General features: G+C 68.8%; 2 protein-coding genes (1 of these 2 cut by a window edge). Both read left to right on the top strand.

Annotated elements, in window-relative coordinates; translation table 11 throughout:
* Positions 1 to 3818, top strand: partial view of a type I polyketide synthase gene (locus tag ACFYOW_RS03235; protein WP_387284031.1) — the 3' portion only. 7048 nt of this gene lie to the left of the window's left edge; 3818 of the gene's 10866 nt are visible here — the last part of the coding sequence; its start codon lies beyond the left edge, outside the window; the stop codon is at positions 3816 to 3818.
* Positions 3815 to 14650: a type I polyketide synthase gene (locus ACFYOW_RS03230; RefSeq protein ID WP_387284029.1), complete on the top strand. Its 10836-nt coding sequence runs from the start codon at positions 3815 to 3817 to the stop codon at positions 14648 to 14650. The genes ACFYOW_RS03235 and ACFYOW_RS03230 overlap by 4 nt, the downstream gene beginning before the upstream one ends.

The raw sequence follows: 14650 nt of genomic DNA, 5'->3' as shown, positions 1-14650 counted from the left end.
TGTTCGCGCAGGTTCTGGACGAGGTGTGTGCCCAATTCGATGCTCTCCTGACGCGTGATCCGGGAGCGGATTCCGCGCCCGGGTTGCTCGCGGTGATGTTCGATGACACCGAGGGACTGCTGCACCGCACCGAATTCACCCAGCCCGCGTTGTTTGCGTTCGAGGTGGCGCTGTCGCGGTTGCTGGAGTCGTTCGGTATCGCCGCGGACATGCTCATCGGGCACTCGATCGGTGAGCTGGCCGCCGCGTATGTGGCGGGGGTGTGGTCGCTGCCCGATGCTTGCCGTCTGGTGGCTGCCCGCGGTCGGTTGATGGGAGCTCTGCCCGAGGGTGGAGCGATGCTGGCAGTGGCCATCACGGAGACCGACGCGACGGATATCGTCGCCGAATACAGCAGCAGGGTCTCGATCGCGGCGGTCAACGGCCCGTCGTCGGTGGTGCTGTCCGGAGACGCGGACGCCATCGACGCGATCGAGCGTGTACTCACCGGACGCGGACGCAAGACCAACCGGTTGCGGGTGAGCCACGCATTCCATTCGGCGCGAATGGATCCCGTGCTCGCCGAGTTCCGGCTGGTGGCCGACAGTGTGACCTACCACCCGCCGAAGATCCCGATCGTATCGAACATCAGCGGCGCCGTGGCCGGTGCCGAGGTGACCGATCCGGGTTACTGGGTCGAGCAGGTGCGCGGTTGTGTGCGGTTCGCGCCCGGGATCGCCACCGTGGCCGAGGCCGGGGTGCGGCGGTTCGTGGAGATCGGGCCGGATGCCGTGTTGTCCGCGATGGCCCGGCAGTGTCTCGCCGAGATTCCGGACGTGGAGGCCGCATCGACGGTGGTCGCGGTTGCCCGGCGTTCGGTCGGCGAGCCGTTGCAATTGGTGTCCGCATTGGCACAAGCGCATGTGGCGGGTGCTGGTGTGGATTGGACGCCGCTGTATGCGGATCGTCCGGTATCGCGGGTGCCGTTGCCCACCTATGCATTCCAGCATCGGCGGTACTGGCTGCAACCGGTTGCCGGTGGGGCGTCGCCGGGAGTATCGGGTCACCCGGTGCTGACCGGTGTGGTGCAGGTCGCGGGCAAGGACGAATGGATGCTCACCGGGCGGCTCTCGCGCCGGACCCATCCGTGGCTCGCGGATCACGTGAGCTACGGCGTGATGGTCGTGTCGAGTACGACGCTGGTGGAGATGTTGTGTGCGGCGGGACCGCGGTTCGGCTGCGCCGGGGTGGACGAGCTCACGCTGGAGGCCCCGATCTTCCCGCCCGAGGACGGCGCCGACATCGATCTGCAGGTGCTTGTCGGCCAAGCCGACGATACGGGCCGCAGGCACTGCACGGTGCACTACCGCGTCGGTGAGGGAGAGTGGGTACGCAACGCCAGCGGCATTCTGACCGGTGACCGGCCGGCGGCGGAGCCGCTGCTGGAACGTCTTCGGGCGCAGCCGTGGCCGCCGTCGGATGCGGACCCGATCGACCCGGAATGGGTACCCGCGCATATCGAATCCGTGTCGGGACTCGAATACGGTCGCTCCTTCCGCGGCATCGAACGCGCGTGGCAGCGTGGCGACGCCGTGTTCAGCGAGGTTGCGCTGGATCCGGCCGTCGAATCGGACGGTTTCCTGCTGCATCCGGGCTTGATCGACGTCATCGCGCATGCGGGGATGGCCCGTCTGGTGTGGCCGGAGCCCAGCTCCGACCCGAGCCGCGGCATGCTGCTGTTCCGGTGGGGCGGCGCCCGATTCCACGATGTCCGCAGGCCGGGTCCGTTGCGGGTGATCGCCGTGGCGAAAGGTGAGGACGTGCTCGCCGTGGCGGCGGTGGACGGCGACGGCAACCCGGTGGTCTCCTTCGACGAGATCGTGATGCGCCCCTATGACGTCACCCAGTTCCGCCGCCCGCTCGCCGGTGACGCCGGGGTGTACGAAATGGAATGGGCGGAGGTTCACCCGGCACCCGACGTGCAGGTGACCGACGAGGTCATCGCACTGGGGTCGGCTTCGATTGCCGGTGTGCGGGAACACTATCCGGACCTCGACAGTCTGATATCGGATCGTGCGATGCCCGCTGTGCTGGTGTGGTCGGACGCGGCAGCGCGAAACGAGGATGTCACCGTCGCCGCACATGAGCGGGCCCGGTCGGCACTACACCTGCTGCAGGGGTGGCTGGACAAGGATCCGTCGCAGCGGTCGCGGTTGGTCGTCGTCACCCACAACGGCCTCGGGCTGCCCGGCGAGACACCGGATCTCGCGGCGGCCACGGTGGCGGGCCTGGTTCGCAGTGCGCAGTCCGAGTATCCCGGCCGGATCGTCTTGCTCGACCAGCAGTCCACGTCCGTTCCGCTGTCGGTCGAGACCGTGTTGTCGGCACTGGCGGCCGACGAGCCGCAGGTGGCCGTTCGCGCGGACACGATGCTGGTGCCGCGGCTGCGGCACTCGGAGGTGATCGCCGCCGCGAGACCGGCATTCGGCTCCGGCACCGTGCTGATCACCGGGGGTACTGGTGGTCTGGGCGCGATGGTGGCCCGTCACCTGGTTGCCGAGCACGGTGTCCGGCACCTGCTCCTGGTGTCCCGCAGTGGCGAGCGAGCCACAGGCGCAACGGAATTGGCGACGCACCTGTGCGAGCTCGGAGCGAACGCGCGCATCGCGGCCTGCGATGTCGCGGACCGGTCCGCGTTGCGGGCACTGCTCGATTCGATACCGGCCGAACAGCCGTTGACGGCCGTGGTTCATACCGCGGGTGTGCTCGATGATGCGACGATCGCGACGCTCACCGTCGAACAGCTGGACCGCGTGCTCGCGCCGAAGGTCGACGCGGCATGGAATCTGCACGAGTCGACGCGGAACGCTGATCTCTCGGCCTTCGTGCTGTTCTCGTCGATGGCCGCTGTCATCGGCGCCGCGGGACAGGCCAATTATGTTGCCGCCAACAGCTTCCTGGACACGTTGGCCGCGCGGCGCCGCGCCGAAGGGCTGCCCGCTGTGGCGCTGGCCTGGGGTCTGTGGGAGCCCACCGTGGTCGGATCGGGCGGTATGGGCGGCACCCTGGATCACGTGGGTGCCGCACGCATGGCCCGCCTCGGCGTGCATCCGCTGGCGCCGGCGGACGGCCTTCGGCTGTTCGATACCGCTGTGGGGATCGGATCGACCTCGGCGGGCGTATCCGCGCTCATGCCGTTCCGTCTCGACGTCAATGCGCTTCGGCGGGAAGCGCATATGGCAACGGTTCCCCCGGTCCTGCGAAAAATCGCGGTGCCTTCTCCGTCCGCCGCCGCGGAGGAAAGACCATCGCAGGGTCTGGTACTGGATCGGCTACCGGAGGCCGAGCGGGATCGCGCGGTTCTGGAGCTGGTCCTCGAGCAGGCTGCCGCGGTACTGGGGCATTCCTCGGCGGGGGATATTCGGGCCGACAAGGGATTCGACGAGCTCGGCTTCGATTCGCTGGCCGGTGTGGAAATGCGCAACCGGCTGTCGAAGAGCACCGGTCTGCGGTTGTCCTCGACGATGGTGTTCGACTACCCGACCCCGGTCGAACTGTCCCGCTATCTGCACGAACAGCTGATCTCGGCGTCACCTGCGGCCCCACCGGCCGCCGTTTCCGCACCCGTCGATATCGCCCGGCTGGAGGCGATGGTCGAACAGGCTCTCGCCGCGGCCGGTGACGACCCCGCTGCCGCTACCGCACTGCTCGGTATCGGCGACCGCCTCCGGTCGCACTTCGGCGATCGATGGCAGGACGAGGAATTCGACGATGACCTTGCCGAGCATTCCGGCAGCGAACTATTGGATCTGCTTGACGAGGAGTTCGGTCGATCATGAGCAATGAGGAACGGCTGACCCAGTCCCTGCGGCGATTCGCCAGGGACCTACGCGCCGCCAACAAGCGCATCCAGGACCTGGAGGAGCGTGCGCGGGAACCGATCGCGATCGTCGGGATGAGCTGCCGCTATCCCGGCGGCGTCGAATCGCCCGCGCAACTGTGGGACCTGGTGGCCTCCGGCGTCGACGCCATCGGCGAGTTCCCGACCGACCGGGGCTGGGATCTGGAGAAACTCTACAATCCGGATCCGGACGTTCCCGGCACGACCAATACCCGTGAAGGCGGATTCCTGTATTCGGCAGGCGATTTCGACGCGCGATTCTTCGGGATCGGCCTGCGGGAAGCCGCGATGATGGATCCCCAGCAGCGCTTGGCACTGGAGGCGTCCTGGGAAGCGCTGGAGTACGCGGGCATCGACCCGATGTCGCTGCGCGGCAGCGATACCGGTGTCTTCACCGGCGTTTTCCACCAGTACTACGGACCTCGGGTCGGCTCCCCGACACTGACCGCGGAGGCGGAAGGCCACGCCTATCTCGGTGCGGGAAACTCCGTCGTATCCGGCCGGGTCGCTTACACATTCGGCTTCAAGGGGCCCACGATGTCGATCGACACCGTGTGCTCGTCGTCGCTGGTGGCCCTGCATCTCGCGTGCCAGGCGCTGCGCAACGGCGAAACATCGCTGGCCCTGGCGGGCGGTGTCACGGTGATGTCGGATCCGTCCCATCTGATCGCATTCGCCCGCCAGCACGGGCTCGCCACCGATGCCCGATGCAAGGCATTCGCGGCCGCTGCGGACGGGACCGGATTTTCCGAAGGTATCGGCATGCTGGTCGTCGAACGCCTGTCGGATGCGCAACGCCTGGGGCACCACGTCTTGGCGGTCATTCGCGGCAGCGCGCTCAATCAGGACGGCGCGAGCAAGGGGCTGACCGCACCGAACGGCCCGTCGCAGGAGCGTGTCATCGCACAGGCATTGGCCAATGCCGGACTGGAACCCGGCGACATCGACGCGGTGGAGGCGCACGGGACCGGCACGATGCTCGGGGACCCGATCGAAGCGCGCGCGCTGATCGGCGTCTACGGCGTGCGGCGTGAACACGGGCCGTTATATGTGGGTTCGCTCAAGTCGAATATCGGTCACACGTCCGCCGCGGCGGGGGTGGGCGGTGTGATCAAGATGGTTCAGGCGATGCGGCACGAGACGTTGCCGATGACATTGCATGTGGATGCGCCTACGCCACATGTGGATTGGTCGGCGGGCACTGTGCGCCTGCTGACCGAGGCGCAGCCGTGGCCCGCGGGTGAGCGGGTGCGCCGTGCGGGTGTCTCGTCCTTCGGGGCCAGCGGCACCAACGCGCACGTGATCATCGAGGAGGCTCCCGCCGAACCGGTCGCGGGGGCTGCTCCGGAACAGGTAGCGGCCGAAACGATTACGTCGAATACGAACTCCGATGTCGTCGCGTGGCTCCTGTCGGCGAAATCCGAACCCGGCCTGCGGGCGCAGGCGGATCGGCTGTGGCAGTGGTTAATCGGTCAACCCGATGCGGATGTATGGGATGTGGCCCATTCGCTGATCACGTCGCGGGCGCTGTTGGACCGGCGCGGAGCGATCGTGGGCCGTGACCGGGAGGCACTGCTAGCGGGACTTGCGGCCCTTGCCGACGGTGCCTCGTCGGAGGGCGTGGTCGATGGCGTCGTGGGCGCGGGACGCACGGCGTTCCTGTTCACCGGCCAGGGCGCGCAGCAACCCGGAATGGGCCGGGAACTGTACGCGGCGTTCCCCGTGTTCGCGGCCGCGCTGGACGAGGTATGCGCCGAACTCGACCCGTTGCTGGGACGAGCGCTGAAGGACGTGATGTTCGCCGCCGACGGTGATGCCGGTGCGGCTCTGCTGAATCGGACGGAATTCACCCAGCCCGCGTTGTTCGCGTACGAGGTGGCGGCCTACCGGCTGGTCGAATCGTTCGGTGTGACACCGGATGTGCTGCTCGGGCACTCCATCGGCGAGCTGGTGGCGGCGTATGTGGCGGGGGTCTGGTCGCTGGCGGACGCGTGCGCGCTGGTGGCGGCGCGGGGGCGACTGATGGGCGCCCTGCCCGGCGGCGGTGCGATGCTGGCGGCGGCTGTCACCGAAGACGAGGCGATCGAGCTGGTGGCCGGATACGCCGATCGGCTGTCGGTCGCCGCGGTGAATGGACCGGCGGCCGTGGTGCTGTCCGGCGACGCGGAGGCGGTCGACGACGTCCAACGGCTGCTCGCCGAGCGGGGGCGCAAGACCAGCAGGCTGCGGGTCAGCCACGCCTTCCATTCCGCCCGGATGGATCCGATGCTCGACGAATTCCGCTCGGTGGCAGCGGGATTGACCTATCATCAGCCGAGCGTTCCGGTGGTGTCGAATGTGACCGGCGCTGTGGTGGAGCGGGAGCTGACCGATCCGGAGTATTGGGTGCGCCAGGTCCGTGCGGCCGTGCGGTTCGAGCCCGGCGTGCGCGCGCTGGCCGCGACCGGGGCCCGGCGGTTCCTGGAGGTCGGCCCGGATGCCGTCCTGGCCGCAATGACACGGCAATGCCTTGCCGAGGAACCCGGGACCGAGGGGCGGACCGTGGTGGCCGCTGCCGCCCGGCGTGGTTATGCGGAAGTCGCGCAGTTCACCACATTCCTGGCCGCCGCGCACGCCGCGGGACTGGACGTGGACTGGAGCCCCTTGTTCGCGGGCCGGAAATCGCGTCGAATTCTCTTGCCGACCTATGCATTCCAGCATCAGCGCCATTGGATCGCACCCACCGCAGTGCGGGGCGATGTGGGCCGGGCCGGTGTGACGGTGGTCGACCACCCCATGCTCGGCGGGTCGATCGTGGTGGCGGGCAGTGACGAATGGCTGTTCACCGGTCGGCTGTCGGTGGCGTCGCATCCGTGGATCGCCGATCACACCGTCTTCGGCGAGATTCTGCTCCCGGGAACAGGTTTCGTGGAGCTGGCCCTGGCGGTCGGCGCTCGGCTGGGTGTCGAGGTCGTCGACGAGCTGCTGCTGGAGGCGCCGCTGCGTTTCGGCGAGCGGACCGAGGTCGACGTGCAGATCGCGGTCGAAGAACCCGATAACGAGGGGCGCAGGCGATTCGTCGTGGCGTCCCGGATCGTCGGCGAACAATCGGCGGGCGCGAGTGGAACAACCCATGCGCGTGGCATTCTCGCCCCTGGCGGTGAAATGGAGGGTCCGGCCTACAAGATCGACGACAACCCGGAAGACGACGCGATCCCCGGCGATGTCCTCTACGACGGGCTGGCCGCGCGCGGATTCGATTACGGCTCCGCATTCCAGGGGGCGCGCCGCGTCTGGCGCGATGGCGGCGGTGACATGGTGGCCGATGTGCGGTTGCCCGCCGAAGTCGGCGTGGACGGTGGCCGATTCGGCATCCATCCCGCGCTGCTCGACGCCGCATTGCATGCCGGGGTGCAGGATCTGGCCGCGGATCTGCCGCCCGGACAGGTGCCGCTGCCGTTCTCGTTCGGCGGCGTCCGGTTGTATCGCCCGGGGGCGACCGCCGCACAGGTGCGCATCCGGCGCGTCGGCGACAGCATGCGGCTGGAACTGGGTGACGACACCGGCGCTCCGGTACTGACCGTCGAATCGCTGCGGGCGCGCCCGGTGAACAGCCAGGCGCTGCGCGGTGATCGATCGATTGCCGACCGCGGGCTCTACGACGTGCAATGGAGTCGAGTCGGCTCCGGCGACGCGTCCCATGAAGTGGACGGCCTGTTGATCGCCGGGGTGGCCGTGCCCGGATTCGCACGGACCTACCCGGACCTGGCTGTCGAGACCGGCGACACCGGCGACGCTCCGGATGTGCTGGTGTGGTTCGCCGATGGTCCCGACCGCCGCGCTGCGGACAGCGAGGCCGGTTCCCGGTCGGCGGCGGCCATCGTGCGAGATCGCGTGCACGCGGTGCTGGCCTCGGTGCGATCCTGGCTGCGCCTGCCCGCTGCCGACGCCCGACTCGTGGTGGTGACGCGCAATGGTGCGGGGTTGCCCAGCGAAGACCCCGATTTGGCCGCCGCGGCCGTCTGGGGTCTGCTCCGGAGCGCGCAGTCGGAGAATCCCGGCCGGATCGTGCTGCTGGACATCGACGATGACAGCGCGGTGACCCCGGAACTGATCTCGGCGGCCATGGCCACCGACGAGAAGCAGCTGGCGCTGCGGGCGGGTGCGCTGCTGGCGCCGCGGCTGACCCGCCGCGATCCGGCCGCCGCGCGGACAATCGATCTCGGCCTGGGTGCGGTGCTGATCACCGGTGGCACCGGCGGACTGGGTGCGCTGGTGGCGCGGCATCTGGCCGGCAGGCACGGGGTGCGCGAACTGGTGCTGGTGTCGCGGCGCGGTGGGCGGGCAGAGGGTGTCGCCGAACTGGTGGCCGAACTGGCCGAACTCGGGGCCCGGACCCGGGTGGCGGCCTGTGATGTGAGCGATCGCGCCGCCGTGGCAGCGCTGCTCGACGACATCTCCGACGGCCCCGCGCCGACCGCGGTCATCCACGCCGCCGGCGTGCTGGCCGACGGCACCGTCGACACCCTCACCGCCGAGCAGGTCGACCGCGTGCTCGCACCGAAAGTCGATGCGGCACTGCATCTGCACGAGCTCACCTCCGATCTGTCGGCGTTCGTCCTGTTCTCCTCCGTTGCCGCGGTGATCGGATCGTCGGGACAAGGCAACTATGCGGCGGCCAATTCGGTACTGGACGCATTGGCGCTCCGCCGCGTCAATGCGGGCCTGCCAGCGGTGTCGGTGGCCTGGGGGCCATGGGGCGGGCGCAGCGGAATGGCGGCCGAGCTGACCGATGCGGATCTGGACCGGTTGTCGCGCATGGGTTCTCGCCCGCTGTCGGAATCCGACGGTCTCGAATTGTTCGATCTGGCCGGTGGCGCCGGAGCTCCGTTCGTCGCCGCGGTCGACCTGGACACGGCGGCATTGGCCGTCGCTGCCGGGTCGGGAATGCTGCCCTCGATGTTGCGGTCGCTGGTGCCGTCCGCGCGCCGCGCGGCCGGAGGTGGCGACCTCGCGCGGCGGCTGGCGTCGCTGGCACCGGATGCTCGCGACGCGGCGGTACTCGAATTCGTCCGTGGCCAGGTCGCCGCAGTGCTGGGATATGCCGCGGGTGATCTGGTCGATATCGAGAAGCCCTTCAGCGCAATGGGTTTCGATTCGCTGGGCGCGGTCGAGATCCGCAACCGGCTCACCACGACCACCGGCCTGCGGTTGCCGTCCACCCTCGTCTTCGACCACCCCACCACCCGGGCGGTGGCCGCCTTCATCGGGTCCCGGATGGGCGACTCGTCCACGCCGAAGCAGCGCAAGACCACGCGCCGGGTGCGAGCCGACGAGCCGATCGCGATCGTCGGAATGGCGTGCCGCTATCCCGGCGGGGTCGAATCCGCGGACGACCTGTGGGATCTGGTGTTCTCCGGCGCGGACGCCATCAGCGAGTTTCCGCCGGATCGCGGTTGGGACACGGCCCAGCTGTTCCATCCGGACCCCGACCATCCCGGCACGTCCTACGCCCGGGAGGGCGGCTTCCTGATGAACGCGGCCGAATTCGACGCGGGCTTCTTCGGAATCGGCCCGCGTGAGGCGATCGCGATGGATCCCCAGCAGCGGTTGCTGCTCGAGGTGTCGTGGGAGGCATTGGAACATGCGGGGATCGCCCCGACCTCGTTGCGGGGGAGCGACACCGGTGTCTACACCGGCGTGATGTACCAGGACTACGACGCCCTGACCCGCCTGGGTGGGCCCGAGGTGGAAGGCTATGTCGCCACCGGCGCCGCGAGCAGTGTGGTGTCCGGCCGGGTCGCCTATTCGCTGGGGTTGGAAGGTCCGGCGATGACGGTGGATACGGCGTGCTCGTCATCGCTGGTGGCACTGCATCTGGCGTGCCGGGCTCTGCGTGAGGGGGAAAGCTCCCTCGCGCTGGTGGGCGGTGCCACGGTGATGGCCACTCCGACGGTGTTCGTGGAGTTCTCCCGGCAGCGCGGTCTGGCTGCCGATGGCCGGTCCAAAGCGTTCTCGGCGGCCGCCGACGGTGTGGCCTGGTCGGAGGGCGCGGGCGTGCTGGTGCTGGAACGACTGTCGGATGCGCGGCGGCTGGGGCACAACATCCTCGCGGTGGTCCGTGGCAGCGCTGTCAATCAGGACGGCGCGAGCAATGGCCTGACAGCACCGAGCGGTCCGTCGCAGGAGCGCGTGATCGCGGCGGCGCTGGCCGATGCCGGTGTGCGTGCGCAGGACGTGGACGTGGTGGAGGCGCACGGGACGGGGACGGCATTGGGCGACCCCATCGAGGCACAGGCATTGATCGCCGCCTACGGACAGGAGCGGTCGGACCGGCCGTTGCGTATCGGCGCACTCAAGTCGAATATCGGCCATACACAGGCGGCCGCGGGTGTGGGCGGTGTGATCAAGATGGTGCAGGCGCTGCGGCATCAGGTGTTGCCGAAGACACTGCATGTGGACGCCTTGTCGCCGCACGTGGATTGGTCGGCTGGGTCGGTGCGGGTGTTGACCGAGCCCGAGCCGTGGCTGACCGGTGACCGGGTACGGCGTGCGGGCGTCTCGTCGTTCGGGATCAGCGGAACCAACGCACATGTCATTGTCGAGGAAGCGCCGGATGCGCCGTCACCGACCGGCGTATCGGTGCACGGCGGTGATCCCGATGTGCGGCAAAGCCCTTCCGTCGCCGATGTTTCCGTGGTGCCGCTGATGCTGTCGGCGAAGTCGGAGCAGGGACTGCGGGGACAGGCGGACCGGTTGCGGACATGGTTGGCCGACCGCCCGGATATCGATCTGTGGTCGGTAGCACGCTCGTTGGTGGACACGCGCGCACGGCTCGACCGGCGGGGCGCCGTCGTCGGGCGCGACCGGGAGGAGTTGCTCGCGGGCCTGGCCGCGCTGGCATCGGGTTCGCCGCTGCCGGGGGTGGTCGACGGCATGGCGGGTTCGGGGAGAACCGCATTCCTGTTCACCGGTCAGGGAGCGCAGCGGACAGGGATGGGCTCGGGCCTGTATCAGGCGTTTCCGATGTTCGCGGCCGCGCTGGACGAGGTGTGCGCCGAGTTCGACAGCCGGCTCGGTGGGTCGCTGAAGGACGTCATGTTCGCCGATCCGGGGCAGATGCTGGATCGGACGGAGTTCACCCAACCGGCGTTGTTCGCGTTCGAGGTCGCCATGTTCCGGCTGCTGGAATCGTTCGACCTGTCGCCGGATGTCGTTGCGGGACATTCGATCGGTGAACTGGCGGCGGCGTTCGTGGCGGGCGTGTGGTCGCTCGAGGACGCGTGCGCGCTGGTGGCGGCGCGGGGCCGGTTGATGGGGGCGTTGCCGGCCGACGGGGCGATGCTCGCGGTGGCCGTGCCGGAGGACGAGGCGATGCGCGTGCTCGGCGAATTCGGCGACCACGTGTCGCTGGCGGCCGTGAATGGTCCGGAATCGGTGGTGCTGTCAGGGGACGCGGATGTGATCGACGAGATCGCGCGACGGCTGTCGGAAGAGGGGAGAAAGACCACGCGGTTGCGGGTCTCGCATGCGTTCCATTCGGCGTTGATGGAGCCCATGCTGGACGAATTCCGTGCTGTGGCACAGGGTTTGACGTATCGGGAGCCGTTGTTGCCGATCGTGTCGAATGTGTCGGGCACGCAGGTGCGTGCGCAGGTGTGCGATCCGGAGTACTGGGTCGCGCAGGTTCGTGGTTGCGTGCGATTCGCTCCCGGTGTGGACACCCTGGTCGGTGCCGGTGTGCGCAGGTTCGTGGAGGTCGGCGCGGACGCGGTGCTCGTTGCGATGACCGCCGAGTGTTTGGCCGAGCATCCGCGAGCGGAGACGAAGTCGATGCTGGTGGCGGCGTCGTCGCGTCGGACGATCGACGAGACGGTCGGGTTCGTCACCCTCCTCGCGCAAGCGCACGCGGCGGGGCTGGAGCCGGATATGCCGCTGGTGTTCGCCGGGCGTGGCATGGATCGGGTGGCGTTGCCGACCTACGCGTTCCAGCATCGGCGCTATTGGGTGCAGCCACAGGCAGGAGTCGTCACCGGAACATTCGGGCACCCGCTGTTGGCGAATGCGGTGCCGGTAGCGGGCAGGGACGAGTGGTTGTTCACCGGGCGGTTGTCGCTGCGGACGCATCCGTGGATCGCCGACCACGCGGTATTCGGTTCGGTGTTGTTGCCCGGGACGGCGTTCGCGGAATTGGCGTTGAGCGCGGGCGTACGACTGCGGGTGGACGTCATCGAGGAACTGCTACTCGAATCCCCACTGGTACTGGCCGACGGCATCGAGGTCGATCTGCAGTTGAGTGTCGCCGCACCCGATGAGGAGGGACGGCGCGCCTTCGCGATCTACTCCCACCCCGCCGCCGAGGGGGACTCGGCTGCGGAGCATTCGTGGGTGCTGCACGCGAGGGGTGTGCTGACCGCTGCCGCCGGCGTCGCCCCGGTGTGGGACGAGCGGAGCTGGCCCCCGGCCGGTGCGGTGCCGTCGAGCGATGCGTCTTTCTACGATCGATTGGCGCAGCGCGGTTTCGAGTACGGCCCGGTATTCCAGGGTGTGACCGCGGCGTGGACTCGCGGCGAGCAGACCTTCGCCGAAGTCTCACTCGACGACTCGGTGAGCGGTTCGGCCTCGGCGTTCGCCGTGCATCCGGCACTGCTCGACGCCTGTCTGCACGTGGCGATCGACGGGCTGTCCGACGACCTGGCCGCCGGGCAGGTGCCGTTGCCGTTCTCGTTCGCGGGAGTGCGGCTGTGGCGTTCCGGTGCCGGGGCGGTGCGTGTGCGGGTGGTCCGCGACGGCAGCGGGCAGATCGGAATGGTCGTCGTCGACGACACCGGTTCGGTCGTGCTGACAATCGATGCTGTGACCGCGCGCCCGGTCGATGTCCGGGCCTTGACCGCGAGCTCGGCTCGCCGTGCCGCGCCGCTGCACCTGCGATGGGTTCGCGCGGATCGGGCTGCCGCCGCCACCACCGCCGCCGTCATGGCTACAGTCGGGTCGGCGAGGGTGTCCGGGATCGACCGGCATTATCGTGACATCGCGGAATTGGCTGCGGCCGAGGAGATTCCGGATCTGGTCGTCTACTCGCTCGCCGACGGGGTCGCTACCGCGTCCTCCGGCGCACGTGCCGCCGAGGTGCGGGCTTCGGTTCACACGGTCTGGACGATGCTGCGGTCGTGGTTGTCGAACGAGCGGCTGGCCGATGCTCGTCTGGTGGTGGTGACCCGCGGTGCGACGGCCGTGGCGGACGAGCCGGTCGATGTGGTCGCCGCCGCGGTGGCAGGCATGGTCCGCACCGCACAGTCCGAACATCCCGGCCGGATCGCGCTACTCGATCACGACGGCATGGTGGACGCCGATGTCGTGCGCACTGTCGTCGAATCGGATCGGGGACAGACGACGGTCCGCGACTCGCAGATGTTCGTACCGCGACTGTCCGGCGGTGCGGTCACCGACGAACCTCAGTCGCTCGACCGGGGTGCGATGTTCGGGCACGGCACGGTATTGATCACCGGCGGCACAAGTGGTCTGGGTGCGGTCCTGGCCAGGCATCTGGTGGTGACGCACGGTGTCGAGCACCTGCTGCTGGTGTCGCGCCGGGGTGAAGCGGCCCCGGGCGTCGCGGACCTGGTGGCCGAATTGACCGCCTTGGGAGCCGAAACGCGTGTTGCCGCATGCGATGTCGGTGATCGCGCCGATGTCGCTGCGGTGCTCGATTCGATCGCGGCCGAACATCGATTGACGGCGGTGATTCATTCCGCGGGTGTGGTCGACGACGCCACGCTCGAGAAACTGACCGCCGGGCAGATCGACCGTGTACTCGCGCCCAAGGTCGACGGTGCCCTGCACCTGGACGAGCTGACCCGGGGACACGACCTGTCGGCCTTCATCATGTTCTCCTCCGTCGCATCGACATTCGGTGCACCCGGACAGGGCAACTACGCGGCGGCGAACTCGTTCCTCGACGGACTCGCACTCGCCCGCCGCGCCCAGAGGCTGCCCGCGCTCTCGCTGGCGTGGGGACCGTGGAACCAAGACGTCGGTATGACCGGCGCGATGGACCGAGCCGCGCTGACGCGGTGGGAACGACTGGGCATCAAGGTGCTCGGCATCGATGACGGGACCGCACTGTTCGACGCCGCGATCGCCTCGAACGAACCGGTGGCCGCCTGTGTCGAATTCGACAGGGCGGCACTGGCGGCGCAAGCCCGGACCGGGCTGTTGCCCGAGGTGCTCGAGAGCCTGGTGCCCGCTCGAGCGCGTCGAGTGCCGGGCGGCAGCACCGGCCGGTTCGCCGCACAGGTGGCCGCCGCGCCGGAGGATCAGCGAGATGAGCTGATACTCGAATTCGTGCGGGAACTCGCCGCGGCGGTTCTGGGACATCCGTCGGCCGCGGCCGTCGATCCCGAAATCCCGTTCAACGAACTGGGATTCGATTCGCTCGGAGGTGTCGAGCTGCGGAACCGGCTCGCCGAGGAGACAGCGATGAAACTACCGTCGACCCTGGTGTTCGATTACCCGACCGCCGCCGCGGTAGCGAAGCTGCTGGGGTCGCGGTGGGCGGCCACATCGGCCACATCAGCGGTCGACGACCAGATCGACTCGCTGCAATCGCTGTTCGCGACCATGACGTCGGATCGGGACAAGGCACGTCTGGCCGAGCGGATCCGCTCGCTGCTGGCCGAAGCGCTCCACGGCGGCGAATCCTCGGCCGGAAGCGATCGCGCCGCCGTCGAGGCGGCGGCCAGTGCCGACGAACTCTTCGCACTCATCGACCAGCAGATTTCGACTCAGTGA

Source organism: Nocardia sp. NPDC006982, from assembly GCF_042869435.1.
Classification (GTDB): Bacteria; Actinomycetota; Actinomycetes; order Mycobacteriales; family Mycobacteriaceae; genus Nocardia.
This window is presented reverse-complemented; position numbering and strand designations above follow the sequence as displayed.

Bases quoted from the DNA above. Each gene is read 5' to 3' on its own strand.
- ACFYOW_RS03230 (WP_387284029.1), top strand. From the start codon at position 3,815: ATGAGCAATGAGGAACGGCTGACCCAGTCCCTGCGGCGATTCGCCAGG.